This is a genomic window from Dokdonia sp. Hel_I_53 (genome assembly GCF_007827465.1).
In the GTDB taxonomy this organism is placed as follows: domain Bacteria; phylum Bacteroidota; class Bacteroidia; order Flavobacteriales; family Flavobacteriaceae; genus Dokdonia.
In genome coordinates this window covers 1,102,501-1,121,961 of the sequence record NZ_VISL01000001.1, presented here as the reverse complement: position 1 = coordinate 1,121,961, position 19,461 = coordinate 1,102,501, and the positions used below count along the sequence as shown (strand labels likewise).

Genomic DNA, 19,461 nt, shown 5'->3' with positions numbered 1-19,461 from the left:
TTTCGCGAAATAAGTGAACACCTTACCTTGTCTTTGTTATCAGTACTTTTAATCTAGCTTATCTGGGATCCACTGGACCTCATCTGCTTGTAAGTCTTTAGACAACTTCCGTGCCAGCACAAATAGATAGTCAGATAGACGGTTGAGGTATTGTAGGGTTTCCTCTTGAAAAGGTTCTATTTCATAAAGAGCTGTTGCTAGGCGTTCTGCACGTCTACAAACTGTTCGTGCTACGTGACAATGTGACACGGTAGTGTGGCCTCCTGGTAATATAAAATGTGTCATCTGCGGTAAAGACTCCTCCATGCTATCAATTTCTGTTTCTAGTAAATTGATATCAGCTTGACTTATTTTTGGGATATTAAGCCGTTCTTTTCCGTTCTTTAATAACACTTTTTGTGGATCTGTTGCAAGTACTGCTCCTACTGTAAATAGTTTGTTTTGTACAGTAATAAGTGTGTTTTTACTTTGATTGTCAATTTGTTGATCACGTATTAATCCTATAAATGAGTTGAGTTCATCTACGGTACCATAACTATCAATTCTTATATGATGTTTCGGAACTCGTGTTCCTCCAAACAAAGCGGTGGTCCCTTTATCTCCAGTTTTTGTATATACTTTCATTTCTTAATTCATTATGCAAGTTGATAAAGAAGTTTGTTATACATTCTTTTCTCGATCTTTTAATCCTTCACCAAATTTACGCCGTCGTCTACCACGTTGTTTTGCATTATTTTTTTTGGTGTTTGCAAATACCAAAAAAAATAAAATAGCCACTCCCAATATGCTTACTATAATTTGCATGGTTGGGGATAAGTTTTCAAAAAAATCCATAATTATTTTTTACTTCTGTGAAGATAAGAAGCGTTATTCAATATACGAAACGATTACAAGGCTAGGGGTACGCTTTCGCGAAAGCGTACTAAAAAGATAAACTCTTTAAAAGGAGATTTTATAAAAAATACAGGGTTTGATTACTTTGGTCTCCTCTCGTCACTCTCAATGATTCCATCACGTAATCTAATGACTCTATGTGCATGCTCTGCAATGTCTTCTTCGTGAGTAACTAGGATTACCGTATTTCCAGCGGCATGAATTGCATCAAAAAGAGCCATGATTTCTACTCCAGTTTTGGAGTCTAGGTTTCCTGTAGGCTCATCTGCCAATATTATAGAAGGCTTGTTTACCAAAGCTCGCCCTACTGCAACACGCTGGCGCTGTCCACCAGAAAGTTGATTAGGTTTGTGATCCATGCGGTCTGCAAGGCCTACATCTGTAAGCACTTCTTCTGCCCTCATATTACGTTTTGACTTTGACATTCCTGCATATACCATAGGTAAAGCGACATTGTCTAATGCTGTGGTTCTAGGTAAGAGGTTAAATGTTTGAAAAACAAAACCGATCTCTGTGTTGCGTACTTCTGCAAGCTCGTCATCAGACATTTGACTCACATCCCTTCCGTTGAGTATGTAAGACCCTGCGGTAGGAGTATCTAGACACCCTAGGAGATTCATAAGTGTAGATTTGCCAGAGCCAGAAGGACCCATAAACGCTACATATTCTCCTTTATCTATATCAAGGTCGATGCCTTTAAGCACGTGTACTACTTCTTGTCCTAGTGGGAAGTCACGTATAATATTTCTAATCTCAATGAGGTTGCCCATATATGAAGGTAGTTTGCTATTAGAAGAAAAGCAAACCGTTTTGTTACACTTATAATGCTATTTTTTTAATAATTAATTTAATAATTATGAAAGGTGTTGCTTACCGCGAGGGTGGAAATCCTGCATGGCTTTGGCGAGATCATTGCGATCTAAGTGCATGTAAACTTCTGTTGTGGTAATACTTTCATGACCTAACATTTGTTGTATACTTCTTAAATCTGCGCCATTTTGTAATAAATGAGTTGCAAAGCTGTGTCTAAAGGTATGTGGACTGATAGTCTTCTTGATACCTGCTTTTATTGCTAGGTTTTTAATAATTGTAAAAATCATCGCCCTTGTCAAGCCACTTCCTCTTCTATTAAGAAATACAATATCTACACTTTCTTGCTTGATATCAATATGAGATCTTATTTTATGTATATATATATTGATATAATTCTGTGTATGCTCACTTATGGGTACAAAGCGCTGTTTATCTCCTTTGCCGAAAACATTAATAAATCCTTCTTCAAAATATAAATCTGATAGTTTTAAGGTTATTAACTCTGTTACTCTAAGTCCACAAGAATATAACGTTTCTAGTATCGCACGATTACGCTCGCCTTGAGGAGACCCTAAATTAATGGCGTTGATAAGTTGGTCAATTTCTTCTTCTGCAAGAGTGTCTGGTAGTTTTCTTCCTGTTTTAGGGGACTCGATGAGATCTAAAGGGTTATCATCTCTGTAATCTTCAAAAACTAGGTATGTAAAAAATCCTTTAAGGCCAGAAATAATTCTAGCTTGTGATCTGGGTTGCAGTTCCTTTGCAATATGATAAACAAATTCTTGAATATCTTCTTTGTTGATTTGTAATGGGCTGCGGCTAATGTCCATTTGCTCAAGATGCTGTACTAATCTTTTTAAATCCCTAGAATAATTGACAATGGTATTCTCAGACAGTCCACGTTCTATACGTAGATAATTTTTATAGTCTTTTAAAGCATGCTCCCATTTCACGAAAGTGAAATTACAACTTATTATCATTATACAATTAACAACAAGTTATTACTTACGTAACGAGACTTTAACAAGCCTAAGAATACATTTGCGACTTAATAATTAAAATATCAAAAAATGAAAAAAATAGTATTAGCAGTTGTAGCACTCTTAGGAGTGGTAACAGTACAAGCTCAAGATGAGGTTTCATTCGGAGTAAAAGGAGGTGTGAATTTTGCAAAACTACAAGGTGATGATGTAGAGGATGCAGATGGAAGAACAGGTTTTCACTTAGGAGCTATAGTTGAGATCCCAGTAACAGAGAAGTTCTCAGTACAGCCAGAGGTAATGTACTCACAGCAAGGGTTACAATCTGAATTTGAAGATGGAAATACTACTTCTGAATCAAAATTAAAGTTAGATTACATTAACGTACCTATTTTAGGGAAGTATTATGTGGCAGAAGGTTTAAGTTTAGAGGCTGGGCCACAATTTGGTTTTCGTGCAAAAGCAGAACAAGAATTTGAATCATCAACAACAAGTGGTGGTGTGACTGTAGAATCAGAAGGGACAGAAAACATTGAAGATTCTATAGCTGGATTCGATATGGGCGCTGCAATAGGAGCTGGCTATGAACTTAACACAGGCTTATTTTTCCAAGCTAGATATGTGATAGGATTATCTAATGTAGATGATAGTGATGAAGGTGGTCTATTTGAGGACGACTTGACGAATTCAAACCTACAATTTTCAGTTGGTTTTAAATTTTAAGACTATAGAAAAGATTCTATTAAAAAGCGCTTTATCAAAGCGCTTTTTTTTATGTTTTTAAAAGCAGTACTTTTAGCTTTTTTCAAATTTTGAAATTCACTTATGAAGCTACTTATAGTAAATGGTCCTAATCTCAACATGCTAGGTAAGCGTGAACCAGAAATTTATGGAAGTCAAACTTTTGAAGATTATTTTAGTAAACTACAATTTAAATTTACTGAGACAGAGCTCAGTTACTACCAAAGTAATATAGAAGGAGATCTAATTTCTAAATTACATGAAGGAGATGAAGGATTTGATGGTATTATTTTAAATGGAGCTGCTTATACTCACACATCTGTAGGATTAGGTGATGCTGTAGCGTCTATTAATACACCAGTGATTGAGGTACATATTTCAAATACTTTTGCACGAGAAGAATTTCGACACCATTCGTATCTATCAAAATATGTAAAAGGGATCATAATAGGTTTTGGGTTAAAAGGTTACGACCTAGCGATTGAGAATTTTTTAATGAGAGATTAAGCAAGAGTTCTAATTTTTTACCCAACTTATTTGAACTACAGCTAGTTAATGAAAAACAATACAAAACACATTCTAGAGATTAATCTAGCAATGTTATTAATAAGCACGTCTGGTGTGCTAGGTAGATATATTGATTTACCACCTGCGGTAACCATTGGTATTAGAGCTTTTGGAGCAGCTCTTTTACTTGCAGTATTTATTAAATGGAAAAAGTTATCGTTTTCGCTTTCGCGAAAGGATGCACCAATTATTTTGCTATCAGGAGTTTTGATGGGTAGTCACTGGATCACTTATTTTTACTCATTACAGCTATCCAATGTTGCTATAGGGATGTTATCATTATTTACATATCCAGTGATGACCAGTTTATTAGAACCAATCTTTTTTAAGACCAGGTTTTCAAAAATGCACATGCTTTTAGGGTTACTTGTGTTGATTGGTATTTATTTTTTAGCCCCAGAATTAACGCTTGAAAATGATAACTTCCTCGCTATACTTATAGGCTTATTATCGGCATTGTTTTTTGCAGTTCGTAATCTGTTGGTAAAGAAAAAAATTAAAACCTATAATGGATCTGTTATCATGTGGTATCAAGTACTAACCATTGCCATAATGCTGATACCTGCTTATTTTATTTTTGAAACTGAGAATATTGTTTCTCAATTACCATATATAGGGATACTGGCACTAGTAACTACAGCGCTGGGACATACGTTGTTTTTATTTAGTTTAAAACATTTTTCAGTGACCACTGCTAGTTTGATGAGTAGTATGCAGCCTATATATGGTATTATTTTAGGAATCATTTTCCTATCAGAAGTACCTGGATGGAGAACTGTTGTAGGTGGTGCTTTGATATTAGTGAGTGTGGCGGTAGAAAGTATACGTGCAGGAAAATCTACTCACTAGCTCACGCAGGCTTTCCATACTGGGTCATCTGTTGGAACAGCTGCAATAAAAGTCATTTCCTCTTTTTTTACAGGGTGGGTAAGAGTAAGCTTTCGCGAAAGCAAACTAATGCTACCATCCTTATTACTTCTGTCAAAGCCGTATTTTAAATCCCCCTTTATAGGACAACCTATAGCCGAAAGTTGTGCTCTTATCTGATGATGCCTACCTGTATGTAAATTGATTTCAAGAAGATAAAAAGTCTTTAACTTCTTTATAATCTTATAATCGAGTATCGCTTTCTTTGAGTCTGGTATCTCATGCTTGTGCGCATAACTTTTGTTTTGCTTAGGATTCCGTTTTAAATAATGGGTGAGTGTATCACTATTCAATGGAGGAGGATTTTTTACGAGTGCCCAGTATGTTTTGCTCGTTTCTCTAGTAGAGAACATTTTGTTTAAGCGAGGTAAAGCTTTGCTGGTACGTGCAAAAATAACAATTCCAGATGTAGGTCTGTCAAGCCTATGTACAACTCCTAAGTATACAGCGCCAGGCTTTTCATATTTTACGGCTATATATTTTTTAACCACTTCACTTAACGGGGTGTCCCCGGTCTTATCGCCTTGAACTATATCACCACTCCTTTTATTCACTACAATAATGTGATTGTCTTCATAAATAACTTGAAGATTATCAGGCGTGGATAAGGTGTTATTCATTAGTAGATTTTTGAAGCGAGCTTAGTATTGTTCACTATCGTTCGGAAAATCTTGAGACTTAACATCCTTACTATAATTCTCAAACGCTTTAGTCATCTCCGTATGCATATCCAGATAACGGCGTAAGAATCTAGGATTAAACTCGTGCGTCATACCTAGCATATCATGTGTCACTAATACCTGTCCATCTACACCTGCACCGGCGCCAATCCCTATTACTGGTATCGTAAGACTTTCTGCAACTTCCTTAGCAAGTTGAGCAGGGACTTTTTCCAATACTAGTGCAAAGCAACCTGCTTTTTGTAGCATCAAAGCGTCCTCTTTAAGCTTTGCAGCTTCTTCTTCTTCTTTAGCTCTTACCGTGTAAGTACCAAACTTATAAATACTTTGTGGTGTAAGCCCAAGATGACCCATAACAGGTATTCCTGCATTAAGAATGCGCTTGATACTTTCTTTCACTTCCTTACCTCCTTCAAGCTTGATGGAGTGACCTCCAGACTCTTTCATGATGCGTATAGCAGACCGTAAAGCCTCTTTAGGATCACTTTGATAACTTCCAAAAGGTAAATCAACAACAACCAGAGATCTCGTAATTGCACGTACAACAGATGAGGCATGATAAATCATCTGATCAAGCGTGATAGGCAATGTTGTCTCGTGACCAGCCATAACATTTGACGCACTATCTCCCACTAAGATGACATCTATGCCAGCGCCATCTACAATTCCAGCCATCGTATAATCATATGCTGTGAGCATTGATATTTTCTCACCTCGGGCTTTCATTTCAGTAAGAGATTTTACAGTAATACGTTTGTATTCTTTTTTGGCTGTAGACATTTTAGCTAGTTTTTGTGATGCAAAAATACTAAATTTAGAATCCTTTGTTATCTTACAATCTATGAAGCTTACTTATCTTTTTATACCCATGATTTGCGTGTTCTTTCTATTCGCTTTCGCGAAAGCAAATAGAAACAATAATTTGACTTCCGAACAAGAACAAGTAGACGAGGTCGAAGTACAAAAAGCTGTAGAAATTTTCTTTGAAGGTTTTCACTCACAAGACTCACTATTAATTAAAAAAGTAGTACACCAAGGTGTTATGATGCAATCTATAGGTAAAAGTAAGTCTGGAGATATAGAATTGAGTAATCAAAACTTTAATGAGTTTTTAAAATCAATTTGCTCGATACCTGACACGACAAGTTTTAGTGAAGTAATTCATGGTTATGAAATAAAAATGGATGGAAAAATGGCAAATGTGTGGACACCATACTCCTTTCTAATTAATGGTAATTTAAGTCATTGTGGCACAAATAGCTTTCAATTGTTTAAGCGCAATGGTATATGGAAGATTTTTTATATAGTAGATACTCGAAGCATAGAGGGGTGTGGGGAGCAAAGAGGGTAGATTGCTACTTATGAATTATTAGTTTAGTTTGTAAACTAGTCTAAAGTCCATATTAAACTCAAAACCTTTACTTAAACCTTCATTACGTCGTGGATTTGGATTTCCTATTATTGACCACGCATCAGATCTAAATTCTGAGAAGCTAGGGTTTTCAACATCGCTATAACTATTATCTTTAAAACGCATTCCCAAACCAAAATTTAAACGCAACATGAGCTTGTCTGACAATCTGGTATATTCACCGAAGTTAAATAAGAATCCGCTTTTTATGCGTTGATATGAAGCACTATCATAACGTATAAGCTCTACTGTACCATTTGCATCATTTATTGGTTTAAAACTATTATTAAGGTGAGTTTCTTTGCTATTTATGTAAAATAATTCTAAACCTATATAATTAGTAAATTTTTCACCCTTTCCTATAAAGTAAAGAACTTCTGGCCGTATTTCATAAAGACTATAATCCTCAATATCTGAGTTTGTAAAAGGTAAACCTTGAAATCCCACCCCTATACTTCCTCCAGCAGACCAGTGACTATTTATACCCTGTGTATACCCCATATTTATTCTAGGGAATGGCGTGATGGGACTTACAATACTAAGGCTCATGTAAGATCCTACAGGTATTCTTGAAATACTATCTCTACGTTCTATCCTATGAGCACGTTCTTCTAGGCGAGAAGCCCTTTTTTCCTCACGAGTAGTTTGTGCCTGCAATGCTTGAACAATAAAAAATAAAATAATAAATAAGCGGAAATTAGTTTTCATCTATTATAGGATATTAACTGGGTTCTTTACGAAGATGCATACAATTCAATTAGGTTGCGCTAGAAAAAAAATAAGCACTAACAATCAGATAATGCAACATTAATTGCAAGTCCTCCTTCTGAGGTTTCTTTATATTTAGTATTCATATCTTGAGCAGTTTGCCACATAGTATTAATTACTTTATCTAATGGAACTTTAGCATTTGCAGCATCACCGTCTAGAGCCATTTCACAGGCGTTTATCGCTTTAATCGCTCCCATTGCGTTTCTCTCTATACATGGTATCTGCACTAGACCTCCTATAGGATCACAGGTAAGACCAAGATGATGTTCCATCGCAATTTCACTGGCCATGAGCACCTGTTCTGGAGTACCTCCCATCAGTTCTGTAAGGGCGCCAGCAGCCATTGCACTAGAGACTCCTATTTCTGCCTGACAGCCACCCATTGCTGCAGAGATGGTAGCACCTTTTTTAAATAAACTACCTATTTCACCTGCTACTAGGAGATATTTCTTAATGTCCTCAAAATTTGCATCATGATTTTCAATCACTAAATAATACATTAATACTGCAGGGATTACGCCAGCACTTCCATTTGTAGGTGCTGTTACAACTCGACCTAGAGAAGCATTTACTTCATTTACAGCAAGAGCAAAACAGGAGACCCATTTCAATATTTCGCGAAAGCGTACTTCTGTTCCTCTAATCGCTTTAATCCACTCATACTTATCTGTGTAATCTTCCCCCTTTTGTAATTTTAAATGAGTATCATAAGCACGTCTGCGCACATTGAGGCCGCCAGGTAAGACTCCTTGTGTGTGACAACCTACGTACATAGAATCGAGCATGACATCCCAGATCTCTTTTAGACGTTTATCAATTTCTTCATCTGTATGGAGGTATTGCTCGTTTTCTAAAACAATTTGAGAAATGGGTTTGTTTTCTTGCTTACAAAATTTCAACAAATCTGTAGCTTTTTCGATAGGTCTTGGAAAACACTCAAAATGCATTCTTTTTGCCTTTGCACGTTTGCGCTCTTTTTGAACTACAAATCCTCCTCCTATAGAATAATACGTTTCTCTTACTTTTTTTTGATTCTCAAGGGTAGCCGTAAATCGCATTCCGTTGGGGTGAAAAGGGAGAAATTTTTTATTAAATATGATTTCTTGTTTTGGTGAAAACGTAATTGTTCTTTCACCATTGATAGAAATTCTATTGAAAAGTGTGATATCTTCTATAATTTTTGGGATATTTTCAATGGTGCAAGTTTCTGGATCTGCACCTGTCAAGCCCATTATTACTGCTACATCCGTAGCATGACCTACACCTGTTAATGAAAGGGAACCATAAAGGTCTACAGTTATAGAGTCTATAAGCTCAAATCTTTTTGTGTCTTTTAATTTTTTTATAAACCTTCCAGCGGCTCTCCATGGTCCTAATGTGTGTGAGCTTGAAGGGCCTACGCCTATTTTTAGCATATCAAAAATAGAAATAATCTCTATATATTTTGTCATACCTATTTTAGGGTTATAAAATATTTTAGTTGCATATGATTGTATATCTAAGTCACAAAAGCGCTTATTATTAGGGATTCAAATTTACTTTTTTTAACCGTGATGGACCGTGCATTATAGGAAAATATAGTCATAATAATTCCCTTCTTTTATTGTACGGCTTTTAAAGAAGTAAGTCAGTAAATTTTACTTTTCACTAATGAAAATGAACTGAATTCTAGGGTTTCAAATCACAAATGTAATCCTAAACTTCAATAAACAATATTTAATATATGCTTTCGCGAAAGCGTAATTGTTATTAATTAATTTGGATGAAATCAAACAATTAGATTCTCAAGAATTTATCTGCAATAATTGAAAAATTTAATGAATGTTTAGATAAAAGCCTCTAATTCATTAAAGATTTTGAAATAATCAAAATTAAAATTACAAAGCCATTATTTATAGAATGTAACGCCATAGACCATCCTATGTGATCGTTTTTAATTTTTACATATCCCATCATTATACCTGCCATGATGCGAGGAAATATAAGTGTGATAAGTGCTATATTAAGTGTAAAATCTTTAACATAGTTGTTAATATGAACAATTCCAAAGATTAAAGAGCTGATAAGTAATACCACAATTACATACTTATCTAAATAGCGTCGAATTCTTAGTGTACGGGATTGAGGTATAAGTTGGCGCAATACATAAAATGACACAAAAATTAAAACAGCTATAAATACTAGCTGTACAATCCAGTTAACATCACTAGGTATCATTTTATTTAAAAAAAATACGGGCCAAGAGCAGATTAATAAGATAAGATTGTCATGAGAAGGTTTTATTAATGTTCGGAACATCATTTCTTCAATTATAGGTGCAAAAATGACAGCTAAAATAAAAAGACGTAATGGATTTTTTGTCAACATAGCTTTCAGGAAATGTTGCTCATACTCTTCTTCAAATAGCTGAGGATAATAGTATTTTAGAACAGTATGAAGAATAAGGAAAAGTATGTACGCTCCCCAAAGTAAGAAGTAACATACTAAGAGTCTAGTGAGCTTTTCTGTTTTTATCAAGAATATAATTTTCCTATTAGTGGTCGTGAGCCTTGTTTTTGTTACAGATTTTCAAACTAATTATCAACTGGAAAGTAACCTAAATATTCTTTGATAGATATTTACTATTTCTTCAATGTAAAATGGCCATTTACAATACGCTTCATTCCAAGATCATTAGGCTCAGTAAATTCAACCCTAAACCAGTAGTCACTTGATGGCATGGACTGTTTATTAAATGTCCCGTCCCAACCTGCACTTGTAGATTTGATTTGCTTTAAAAGCTTCCCATAACGATCAAATATGTAAATTTTAGCATCTAAATTAGGTGCGTTATCAAGATTGATAATATTCCATGTATCATTTATTCCATCAGAGTTAGGCGTAAAAAACCTAGGGTAATCAATAATTTCTATCACTTGAGAATACTCGCCACAAGCTTGTGTAATAGCACGACCTACAATGGTATGATCCCCTGGTGCTATATTATAAAATAAGGTATCTAGTTGAAACGGACCATTATCTAAACTCCACTCATAGATAGTATCTGGATTGACACCGCTTATATTGAAAACCTCTAAGGTATAAGTGCCTTCAAGTGTGAACGACTCTTCAATTGTACGTATTTCAAATACAGGGCTGCTGGTCTCTACAAAAATAGTTTTAGCAGAAAATTCACACATCACCCCATTTGGATATAGAGCATTAATTTCTAATTCATATAGCCCACCATTTATTACTTCAATCATAGGTTGTTCAGAAAAGAACAGTCCATCTTTACTCCAATGGTAATTGTAAACTGTATCAGGGTAAGAATTTTCTACGGTTGCATCTATATTTATAGAGGTATTTGCGATACCTGTAGTAGTATCAATACATAATAGATCATTTTCTTTAGATAGAGTCGTATAAGGAGATGGAAATATTTCAATAGAAAAAGCTGTTATATTATTGCTGCCGCAACCTGCAGTGGTATCAAATACCCGTGCATATATGTTCTCAGAACCATTCATAGTGCTATAAGCGTTGGGGCTTTCAATAGCATTTTCATTAGCAGATGCATCTTCAAAGGATTGGTAATATACAACACGAACACCAGTGGCACCTCCTGAAACCTCTAAGTCTCTATCGCTGAGGTTAACGGTGGCCACATTTTGATCTGGTCTCATGTTAGCTTCCAATAGATCAGGACAGGTTTCTATATTGTGAGCATCAAAAGCATTAGGACTACTTTGTAATGTGACATTTATAGTAACACTTACGTCAGCACAGATCCCAGATACTTCGTAAAGATATTCTGAAAATGTATCAACATTGGGATCAAATAAATTTGTGCCACTTGCTAGGGGAGGAGTCCAAGTTCCTCCTTCTGGAGGATTCCCTGTAAATCTATCTAAAAGGTCTATTGGACCGTCATCTACACAAACTACTGTAGATGTATCTTCAGGATTAACTGCAAATCCAGAATAATAGCCAGCAAACCGCAAACCCAGCATTTTCAAATGCACCAAAAAGACCGGCTGCAATTGGACCATCTGCCTCAATAATTGCATTACCAGATAATCCACTTACATAATATGTTTCCCACTCGATAGTACCAGGATTTCCAAGTGCACTGCTAGAATCTAGTTCAGTTCCATTTATAGAAACATTTGTGCCAACTTTAGAAGTAATTAAAATATCTCCTGTGAATCGTTGAGGATTACCTGGATAAACTTCGGTTATTTCAGGTATTAAGTCTACTGTATTTTGAAAAAAACAGCTCAAAGGTGGGATAAAATTCATTCCCGGTGTTGCACTGGGAAAATTTGAAGCAGTATTAGTTCCAGACCGCCCTGCAAGCATTTGGTAAACATAGAGTGTTTTTGAGGGATCATTTGTACTGATGTACATATTTCTATGTTTTACATTTGATACAGGAAGGTATAAAGATGGATCTTCTATATAAAGAAAATCACCAGCATTTGGAATGTTCGTAAAGAATTCACCATTAACATATATATCCGTGTTATCTTTGTTTGCTATTACAACAGGAACCTCAGAAGAGTCGTTACCACCCCCACGAATAATCATATATTCAAAACCTGTTTTACTTTCATCAACAATTTGATCGATTAGCATATCCGATAAATCTTCTGCAAATTCACCTTGATAAAAGTTTCCATTTAAATTACCAGTATTTACTACAATTGGCTTATTTGATTCTAATAGTGCGCCTATAAAACCTTCACTGTTTAGAGAGGTGCCGCTGTAGCCTGAGACGACAAAAGTCTCTCCTGCATCAAGTATGGTAGTTGGGTTTAAGTCATTTTCAAAAACCATATCCAAAGCATTATAATCAGAAAAATTTATCGTTGTGCTATCCTCTGTAGCCATCACACTAGCAAAAAAGCTATGAGAAGGATTATCGTCAAAAAGTCGTGCGCTTCCTAGTCGAAATCGCGTGCCTAAAGCATCTTCCCCTTTAGTCGTTAAATAACCTGCGTGATTGGTAATATATGTACGCAAGCTCAAATAAATGACTTCATTAGCGCTAATTATTAACCCTTTTCCAAGCAAATTAGTATTTAGATCATCTCTATTAATTAATAGGGGAGAGTTATCACGTACATTAATTTCAAAACTTGCTGGTGATCCACTCCATACGCTGCGAGTCGCTAGTAATGCTCCATCTCCTGTTCTAATCGTAACACTTATAGGATTTGAGACATCCCCTTGTGGGGTTGATAAGTATAATGTTGCATTAGAAATTCCAACCCGGGAATGTAGAGGAGGTAAGTAGTGTGTTTTACCTAACTGTGCCATAGTAGACAAGGAAAGCAGTAGAAATATAAAGAGAGTAGCGTACTGTTTAAAAAGCATAGGCCTTCATTTATAGGCAATAGAGCTTTAAAAATACTCATAAATCATAGATTAATTGAATATAATCGGGAAAGAGATATAATTACATATATCGATGTTGTGTATAAAAAAACCCGCTCATAGAGCGGGTTCAAAAGTGAGATTGTATTATTAAATGAGGCTTACGCCTTATTTTACTTTATTGATAATTGCTTCAAAAGCATCTGGGTGATTCATAGCAAGGTCTGCAAGCACCTTACGGTTAAGCTCGATTCCATTTGCTTTAACTCCTCCCATAAACTGAGAATAAGACATCCCGTGCATACGAGCACCCGCATTAATACGAGTAATCCATAATGAGCGGAAATTTCTTTTATTCTGACGGCGGTCTCTGTATGCATATTGCATCGCTTTGTCTACCGCATTTTTTGCAACTGTCCAAACGTTTTTACGTCTTCCAAAGTAACCTTTGGCTTGCTTCATCACCTTTTTTCTTCGGGCTCTTTTAGCAACTGAATTTACTGATCTAGGCATAATTTAATGTGTTTTTGTAGTGTGCGCACGAAAATCGCGACTTTTAACTTACTCAGCACTAAGGCTAGCTCGTTGCTCCACTCCAGGGTTTAAATAATTTGTTTTAACCGGTTAAAGTGATTACTTAAGGTTAAGCATCAATTTAACATTGTTCTCATCAGCTTCGTGTACAAGACCGTCATGCGTTAGAGCAAGCTTACGTTTTTTAGATTTTTTTGTCAAAATGTGACTCTTAAAAGCGTGCTTTCTTTTGATTTTACCAGTTCCTGTAAGCTTGAAACGCTTCTTAGCACTGGATTTTGTTTTCATTTTAGGCATTTGTTCCTATTTTTTAATTAATCTCACTTTATTTTTAAGTTCCGCTTTCGCGAAAGCTTTTCTCATTAAACCCTTCTAACTCAAAAAGAGTAGAAGGGCTTTATTCTTAACTTGGATTTTTAGACAGTGAGAATTTTCTTAAATCCTGAAGTTCTATTTTTTCTTAGGTGCGATAAACATTGTCATTCGCTTTCCTTCTAATCTAGGAAGTTGTTCTACTTTACCTAATTCTTCTAGCTCTTGAGCTAGTCTAAGTAAAAGAATTTCTCCTTGATCTTTATAGATGATAGAACGACCTTTAAAGAAAACATATGCTTTTAATTTTGCTCCTTCTTTCAAGAACTTCTCAGCATGTTTCTTTTTAAATTCGTAATCGTGATCGTCTGTATTAGGACCAAAACGTATCTCTTTAATTACCACCTTGGAGGCTTTTGCCTTCATTACTTTCTCACGCTTCTTCTGCTCGTAAACAAACTTTTTATAGTCTATAATTTTACAAACTGGCGGGGCAGCGTTAGGTGATATCTCTACTAAGTCTAGCTCTTGTTCATTAGCTAGTGCTTGTGCTTTTTGGATAGGATAAATTCCTACTTCCACGTTGTCACCTACAAGACGCACTTCTTTAGCGCGAATTTTTTGGTTGATTTTGTGTTGGTCTTCCTTAATGATCCTTGCAGGACCTCTCGATCTTTTTCTACGTATTGCTATGGCGTTTCTATTTTAAATTAAACTTTATTCAAATTTTTTCATTGTGGCATCAATTTCGGTCGTTACAATTTTCGCGAAAGCGTCTATAGTCATGCTACCTAAGTCTTCTCCACCATGTCTTCTTACAGATATCGTGCCGTCTTTTTCTTCCTGTTCACCTATAATAATCATGAACGGAAGCTTTTGCATCTCAGCCTCTCTTATTTTTTTACCCATAGTTTCACTACGGTTATCTATAAGAGCGCGAATTTCGTGATTTTCCACCAAATTTAAAACATTCTGAGCATATTTTTCATATTTCTCACTCAAAGTCAGAATTGTAGCCTGTTGTGGCATGAGCCAAAGCGGGAAATTACCGCCAGTATGTTCTAATAAAATAGCAACAAATCGTTCCATACTCCCAAAAGGCGCACGGTGTATCATCACCGGGCGGTGCATCTCGTTGTCACTTCCTTTGTACTGTAATTCAAATCGTTCTGGTAGGTTATAATCTACTTGAATGGTACCTAGTTGCCAGCTGCGTCCTAGTGCATCTTTTACCATAAAGTCTAACTTAGGTCCGTAAAAAGCAGCTTCGCCAGTTTCTACAACATAATTTAATCCTTTAGTCTTTGCGGCATTGAGTATTGCATTTTCAGCTTTTACCCAATTTTCATCTGCACCTATGTATTTATCTGGATTTTCTGGATCGCGAAGTGATACTTGTGCGGTGAAGTTTTCAAATCCTAAAGACCCAAAAACATAAAGGACAAGATCTATCACCTTCATGAATTCTTCATCCAGCTGATCTGGAGTACAGAAAATATGAGCATCATCTTGTGTAAAACCACGAACACGAGTTAAACCATGTAACTCTCCAGATTGTTCGTAGCGATAAACGGTTCCAAATTCAGCAAAACGTTTAGGAAGCTCTTTGTAACTCCAAGGTCTGCTATTGTAAATTTCACAGTGGTGAGGACAGTTCATAGGTTTAAGTAAGAACTCTTCACCTTCATTCGGGGTATGTATGGGTTGAAAACTATCTGCACCATATTTAGCATAATGTCCAGAAGTTTCATAAAGCTCTTTTTGTCCAATATGAGGAGATACAACCATCTCGTATCCTTGCTTTTTCTGAGCATCTTTCAAGAAATTCTCTAGTCGCTCTCTTAAAGCAGCACCTTTAGGAAGCCATAAAGGAAGACCTTGTCCTACACGTTGTGAGAATGTAAAAAGCTCAAGCTCTTTACCTAATTTTCTATGATCACGTTTCTTTGCCTCTTCTAAAAGCTCTAAATATTCTTTAAGTTCTTTTTGCTTTGGAAATGAAGTTCCATAAATACGAGTAAGTTGTGGTTTATTTTCGTCACCACGCCAGTATGCACCAGCAACACTCATTACTTTTACGGCTTTAATAATCCCGGTATTGGGAATGTGGCCACCACGACATAAGTCTGTAAAATCATCGTGATCACAAAAAGTAATAGTTCCGTCTTCTAAGTTTTCAATAAGTTCTACTTTAAACTCATTTCCTTCGGTCTTATATTTATCAAGTGCTTCTTGCTTTGTAACAGCTCTCATTGAGAAATCATGCTTCCCACGAGCGATTTCAAGCATTTTATCTTCTATCTTTTTAAAGTCTTTATCAGAAATTGTCTGATCGCCCAGATCTACATCATAATAAAAACCATTCTCTATGGCAGGTCCTATGGTAAGCTTAGCTTCTGGGTAAAGCTTAAGAATAGCTTGTGCTAAGACGTGAGAAGAAGAATGGCGAAAAGCCGTTTTTCCCTCATCATCATTCCAAGTAAAAAGCGTGATAGAGCCATCGGTGGTAAGTGGGGTAGAGGTTTCAACAATCTCCCCGTTAAATTTTGCCGAAATTACATTGCGCGCAAGTCCTTCACTAATGCTCTTTGCAACATCCATTGGTGTTGCGCCGCTTTCCATTTGTTTTACATTACCATCTGGTAAAGTGATATTAATCATAAGTCTATTTTTATAGCAGGCAAAGATAGGGAGTTAAAGGTAGGTGTACAATGATACAGCGTTTCTAAAATGTGTTACTATATATAAGAGAGCTTTCCTCCGCTTCCGCGAAAATTTTCACCACCTATAATCTGCTCAATAATAGGGTAGTGGTATTGTATTTTAAGTGTATTTAAGAGCGTCTAAAATAAATCCTTAAATTTTCTTAATATTTTTCTTGTTTAGGACAAAGAAGTGTGTATCTTTGCCGTCCGTTTAAACGAGAGCGGGTAGTTCATTGAGAGTTTTTTACTGGAATAAATTATTTTAAAATATTTTTTAAAAAAGTGCTTTAGAATATAAAAAAGGGTTGTAGTTTTGCGCCCGCTTTGAGGGGTAAGATATTCGGAGATAAGTTCAGTAAAAGATTTGCGAGTTGAGGTTTAAATTTTCTTTAATTTTTTTTCTAAAAAAGTTGTCAGGATAAATTTAAGTTGTATATTTGCACCCGCTTAGAAAAACAGTAGTTAGCTAGGCGAAGTTCAGGAGTATTTTTAGAGAATGTTATGGTATAAAAGAAAGGTTCGATTCCTTTGCATTTAACAAAGAGTTTTTTGGTTTTGTTTTGAATAGAAATAGGATTAAAAAAAGTTCATTGATTTATTGAATTGACAGCGCGTATTAATACTTTCGGGTATTATTACAAAGAATTTGAAAACTAGAAGTTTATTATTGACCGGATATTTCTGTATTGTGAGTAGTTTAATATTATTAAAAACACACGATGAAGAGTTTGATCCTGGCTCAGGATGAACGCTAGCGGCAGGCTTAACACATGCAAGTCGAGGGGTAACATAAAGTGCTTGCACTTTGATGACGACCGGCGCACGGGTGCGTAACGCGTATAGAATCTACCTTATACTGGGGAATAGCCTTTGGAAACGAAGATTAATACCCCATAGTAAGTATTTATGGCATCATTTATACTTTAAAGTTTCGGCGGTATAAGATGACTATGCGTTCTATTAGTTTGTTGGTAAGGTAACGGCTTACCAAGACTACGATAGATAGGGGTCCTGAGAGGGAGATCCCCCACACTGGTACTGAGACACGGACCAGACTCCTACGGGAGGCAGCAGTGAGGAATATTGGACAATGGAGGCAACTCTGATCCAGCCATGCCGCGTGTAGGAAGACTGCCCTATGGGTTGTAAACTACTTTTATATGGGAAGAATAAGGTATATGTATATACTGATGACGGTACCATAAGAATAAGCACCGGCTAACTCCGTGCCAGCAGCCGCGGTAATACGGAGGGTGCAAGCGTTATCCGGAATCATTGGGTTTAAAGGGTCCGTAGGCGGGCTTGTAAGTCAGTGGTGAAAGTCTGTGGCTCAACCATAGAATTGCCATTGATACTGCAGGTCTTGAATTATTGTGAAGTGGTTAGAATATGTAGTGTAGCGGTGAAATGCTTAGAGATTACATAGAATACCGATTGCGAAGGCAGATCACTAACAATATATTGACGCTGATGGACGAAAGCGTAGGTAGCGAACAGGATTAGATACCCTGGTAGTCTACGCCGTAAACGATGGATACTAGTTGTTTGGCTTTCGGGCTGAGTGACTAAGCGAAAGTGATAAGTATCCCACCTGGGGAGTACGTTCGCAAGAATGAAACTCAAAGGAATTGACGGGGGCCCGCACAAGCGGTGGAGCATGTGGTTTAATTCGATGATACGCGAGGAACCTTACCAGGGCTTAAATGTAGTCTGACAGGGCCAGAGATGGCTTTTTCTTCGGACAGATTACAAGGTGCTGCATGGTTGTCGTCAGCTCGTGCCGTGAGGTGTCAGGTTAAGTCCTATAACGAGCGCAACCCCTGTGGTTAGTTGCCAGCGAGTAATGTCGGGAACTCTAGCCAGACTGCCGGTGCAAACCGTGAGGAAGGTGGGGATGACGTCAAATCATCACGGCCCTTACGTCCTGGGCCACACACGTGCTACAATGGTAGGGACAGAGAGCAGCCACTGGGCGACCAGGAGCGAATCTATAAACCCTATCTCAGTTCGGATTGGAGTCTGCAACTCGACTCCATGAAGCTGGAATCGCTAGTAATCGGATATCAGCCATGATCCGGTGAATACGTTCCCGGGCCTTGTACACACCGCCCGTCAAGCCATGGAAGCTGGGGGTACCTGAAGTCCGTTACCGCAAGGAGCGGCCTAGGGTAAAACTGGTAACTGGGGCTAAGTCGTAACAAGGTAGCCGTACCGGAAGGTGCGGCTGGAACACCTCCTTTCTAGAGCTTGTCCCTGCACTTGTGCTTACTAATTTATTAGTAAAACATCAAGAGTATACAGCAAAGCGACTTACGATACTGAAAGGTCAGTAATAGGTTTTAGTTTTCAATAGCTGTCGATTTAATTTTAATTTAATAAGTACATAGTAGTTTTACTTTAGTAATTAGTTTTTACTAGTAACTATTGTTTATTGACTATAGACTTATAAACAGTCTCATAGCTCAGCTGGTTAGAGCGCTACACTGATAATGTAGAGGTCGGCAGTTCGAGTCTGCCTGAGACTACTGGTCAATGACCAGACATATTTTAAAAGTATGTTTGATTATTGAATACCGCTTTCGCGAAAGCTTATAAATCGCAATGTTCATAAGTATTACATTTTGAAGGAAATTTTAGAAGTTGAGAATCATTACTTCGTCATTCGAAACACTGATGTCATCATCGGAATTTCATAGAAATGGGGGATTAGCTCAGCTGGCTAGAGCGCCTGCCTTGCACGCAGGAGGTCATCGGTTCGACTCCGATAT

19 protein-coding genes, 2 tRNA genes and 1 rRNA gene (1 of these 22 only partly in view) are annotated in these 19,461 nt (G+C 36.8%); 7 read left to right on the top strand and 15 right to left on the bottom strand.

The annotated features are described in order from the left end of the window. Positions 1-48: 48 nt before the first annotated feature. From OD90_RS04955 to xerD, 4 genes are all read right to left on the bottom strand, one after another. Positions 49-624 (bottom strand): cob(I)yrinic acid a,c-diamide adenosyltransferase, encoded by a 576-nt coding sequence (locus OD90_RS04955; RefSeq protein WP_144667437.1) that lies wholly within the window; start codon positions 622-624, stop codon positions 49-51. A gap of 36 nt (positions 625-660) precedes the next feature. Beyond that, the gene (locus OD90_RS13135; RefSeq protein ID WP_186434713.1) at positions 661-834 is read right to left on the bottom strand and encodes a hypothetical protein; all 174 of its coding nucleotides are present in this window, start codon (positions 832-834) and stop codon (positions 661-663) included. Between the two features lie 140 nt (positions 835-974). Further along, complete coding sequence (locus OD90_RS04950; RefSeq protein WP_144667434.1) at positions 975-1,664, bottom strand: ABC transporter ATP-binding protein; 690 nt, start codon at positions 1,662-1,664, stop codon at positions 975-977. 84 nt (positions 1,665-1,748) lie between these two features. Then, positions 1,749-2,660, bottom strand: a complete 912-nt coding sequence (gene xerD / locus OD90_RS04945; RefSeq protein WP_144667431.1) for a site-specific tyrosine recombinase XerD — start codon at positions 2,658-2,660, stop codon at positions 1,749-1,751. Positions 2,661-2,777: 117 nt separating this feature from the next. Here xerD and OD90_RS04940 point away from each other — a divergent pair, with 117 nt between their 5' ends. The 3 genes from OD90_RS04940 to OD90_RS04930 all read left to right on the top strand — a co-directional run bounded on the left by OD90_RS04940 (position 2,778) and on the right by OD90_RS04930 (position 4,844). After that, positions 2,778-3,410: a porin family protein gene (locus OD90_RS04940; protein WP_144667428.1), complete on the top strand. Its 633-nt coding sequence runs from the start codon at positions 2,778-2,780 to the stop codon at positions 3,408-3,410. Between the two features lie 102 nt (positions 3,411-3,512). Beyond that, a complete protein-coding gene (aroQ, locus tag OD90_RS04935; protein ID WP_144667424.1) occupies positions 3,513-3,935 on the top strand; it encodes a type II 3-dehydroquinate dehydratase in 423 nt (140 codons plus the stop codon). A gap of 48 nt (positions 3,936-3,983) precedes the next feature. Then, positions 3,984-4,844, top strand: coding sequence for a DMT family transporter (locus OD90_RS04930; protein ID WP_144667421.1), 861 nt, complete (start codon positions 3,984-3,986; stop codon positions 4,842-4,844). Here OD90_RS04930 and OD90_RS04925 read toward each other — a convergent pair. Continuing rightward, positions 4,841-5,542, bottom strand: coding sequence for an RluA family pseudouridine synthase (locus tag OD90_RS04925; RefSeq protein WP_144667418.1), 702 nt, complete (start codon positions 5,540-5,542; stop codon positions 4,841-4,843). The two genes, OD90_RS04930 and OD90_RS04925, sit on opposite strands and share 4 nt — an antisense overlap. A gap of 21 nt (positions 5,543-5,563) precedes the next feature. Beyond that, entirely contained in the window at positions 5,564-6,382 is an 819-nt protein-coding gene (panB, locus tag OD90_RS04920) for a 3-methyl-2-oxobutanoate hydroxymethyltransferase (protein ID WP_144667416.1), read from the bottom strand. A 61-nt stretch (positions 6,383-6,443) separates the two neighbouring features. Here panB and OD90_RS04915 point away from each other — a divergent pair, with 61 nt between their 5' ends. Next, complete coding sequence (locus tag OD90_RS04915) at positions 6,444-6,953, top strand: nuclear transport factor 2 family protein (RefSeq protein WP_144667413.1); 510 nt, start codon at positions 6,444-6,446, stop codon at positions 6,951-6,953. Positions 6,954-6,971: 18 nt separating this feature from the next. On the opposite strand, the gene OD90_RS04910 is transcribed toward OD90_RS04915, so the two are convergent. From OD90_RS04910 to thrS, 9 genes are all read right to left on the bottom strand, one after another. Beyond that, a complete protein-coding gene (locus OD90_RS04910; RefSeq protein WP_144667410.1) occupies positions 6,972-7,721 on the bottom strand; it encodes a hypothetical protein in 750 nt (249 codons plus the stop codon). Positions 7,722-7,798: 77 nt separating this feature from the next. Then, positions 7,799-9,235 (bottom strand): L-serine ammonia-lyase, encoded by a 1,437-nt coding sequence (locus OD90_RS04905; RefSeq protein ID WP_144667407.1) that lies wholly within the window; start codon positions 9,233-9,235, stop codon positions 7,799-7,801. A 388-nt stretch (positions 9,236-9,623) separates the two neighbouring features. After that, positions 9,624-10,301, bottom strand: a complete 678-nt coding sequence (locus OD90_RS04900; protein ID WP_144667404.1) for a CPBP family intramembrane glutamic endopeptidase — start codon at positions 10,299-10,301, stop codon at positions 9,624-9,626. A 104-nt stretch (positions 10,302-10,405) separates the two neighbouring features. Then, positions 10,406-11,767: a T9SS type B sorting domain-containing protein gene (locus OD90_RS04895; RefSeq protein ID WP_144667401.1), complete on the bottom strand. Its 1,362-nt coding sequence runs from the start codon at positions 11,765-11,767 to the stop codon at positions 10,406-10,408. Beyond that, complete coding sequence (locus OD90_RS04890; RefSeq protein WP_144667398.1) at positions 11,730-13,142, bottom strand: IgGFc-binding protein; 1,413 nt, start codon at positions 13,140-13,142, stop codon at positions 11,730-11,732. The genes OD90_RS04895 and OD90_RS04890 overlap by 38 nt, the downstream gene beginning before the upstream one ends. A gap of 168 nt (positions 13,143-13,310) precedes the next feature. Beyond that, positions 13,311-13,655: a 50S ribosomal protein L20 gene (gene rplT / locus OD90_RS04885; RefSeq protein WP_144667395.1), complete on the bottom strand. Its 345-nt coding sequence runs from the start codon at positions 13,653-13,655 to the stop codon at positions 13,311-13,313. 120 nt (positions 13,656-13,775) lie between these two features. Next, positions 13,776-13,973, bottom strand: coding sequence for a 50S ribosomal protein L35 (gene rpmI, locus OD90_RS04880; RefSeq protein WP_021778209.1), 198 nt, complete (start codon positions 13,971-13,973; stop codon positions 13,776-13,778). 153 nt (positions 13,974-14,126) lie between these two features. Further along, entirely contained in the window at positions 14,127-14,639 is a 513-nt protein-coding gene (gene infC / locus OD90_RS04875; protein WP_261374529.1) for a translation initiation factor IF-3, read from the bottom strand. A 66-nt stretch (positions 14,640-14,705) separates the two neighbouring features. Further along, positions 14,706-16,649, bottom strand: coding sequence for a threonine--tRNA ligase (gene thrS / locus OD90_RS04870; RefSeq protein ID WP_144667389.1), 1,944 nt, complete (start codon positions 16,647-16,649; stop codon positions 14,706-14,708). Positions 16,650-17,409: 760 nt separating this feature from the next. Between thrS and OD90_RS04865 the strand changes: the two genes are divergently transcribed. From OD90_RS04865 to OD90_RS04855, 3 genes are all read left to right on the top strand, one after another. Beyond that, positions 17,410-18,933: ribosomal RNA gene (locus tag OD90_RS04865) — 16S ribosomal RNA — on the top strand. Between the two features lie 211 nt (positions 18,934-19,144). Beyond that, positions 19,145-19,218: transfer RNA gene (locus OD90_RS04860), tRNA-Ile, on the top strand. A 175-nt stretch (positions 19,219-19,393) separates the two neighbouring features. Next, a tRNA-Ala gene (locus OD90_RS04855) sits at positions 19,394-19,461 on the top strand (it continues 9 nt past the right edge of the window).

Excerpts from the sequence above, each read along its gene's own strand:
- OD90_RS04955 (WP_144667437.1), bottom strand. The coding sequence starts at position 624 with ATGAAAGTATATACAAAAACTGGAGATAAAGGGACCACCGCTTTGTTT.
- OD90_RS13135 (WP_186434713.1), bottom strand. The coding sequence starts at position 834 with ATGGATTTTTTTGAAAACTTATCCCCAACCATGCAAATTATAGTAAGC.
- OD90_RS04950 (WP_144667434.1), bottom strand. The coding sequence starts at position 1,664 with ATGGGCAACCTCATTGAGATTAGAAATATTATACGTGACTTCCCACTA.
- OD90_RS04940 (WP_144667428.1), top strand. The coding sequence starts at position 2,778 with ATGAAAAAAATAGTATTAGCAGTTGTAGCACTCTTAGGAGTGGTAACA.
- aroQ (WP_144667424.1), top strand. The coding sequence starts at position 3,513 with ATGAAGCTACTTATAGTAAATGGTCCTAATCTCAACATGCTAGGTAAG.
- OD90_RS04930 (WP_144667421.1), top strand. The coding sequence starts at position 3,984 with ATGAAAAACAATACAAAACACATTCTAGAGATTAATCTAGCAATGTTA.
- OD90_RS04925 (WP_144667418.1), bottom strand. The coding sequence starts at position 5,542 with ATGAATAACACCTTATCCACGCCTGATAATCTTCAAGTTATTTATGAA.
- panB (WP_144667416.1), bottom strand. The coding sequence starts at position 6,382 with ATGTCTACAGCCAAAAAAGAATACAAACGTATTACTGTAAAATCTCTT.
- OD90_RS04915 (WP_144667413.1), top strand. The coding sequence starts at position 6,444 with ATGAAGCTTACTTATCTTTTTATACCCATGATTTGCGTGTTCTTTCTA.
- OD90_RS04910 (WP_144667410.1), bottom strand. The coding sequence starts at position 7,721 with ATGAAAACTAATTTCCGCTTATTTATTATTTTATTTTTTATTGTTCAA.
- OD90_RS04905 (WP_144667407.1), bottom strand. The coding sequence starts at position 9,235 with ATGACAAAATATATAGAGATTATTTCTATTTTTGATATGCTAAAAATA.
- OD90_RS04890 (WP_144667398.1), bottom strand. The coding sequence starts at position 13,142 with ATGCTTTTTAAACAGTACGCTACTCTCTTTATATTTCTACTGCTTTCC.
- rplT (WP_144667395.1), bottom strand. The coding sequence starts at position 13,655 with ATGCCTAGATCAGTAAATTCAGTTGCTAAAAGAGCCCGAAGAAAAAAG.
- rpmI (WP_021778209.1), bottom strand. The coding sequence starts at position 13,973 with ATGCCTAAAATGAAAACAAAATCCAGTGCTAAGAAGCGTTTCAAGCTT.
- thrS (WP_144667389.1), bottom strand. The coding sequence starts at position 16,649 with ATGATTAATATCACTTTACCAGATGGTAATGTAAAACAAATGGAAAGC.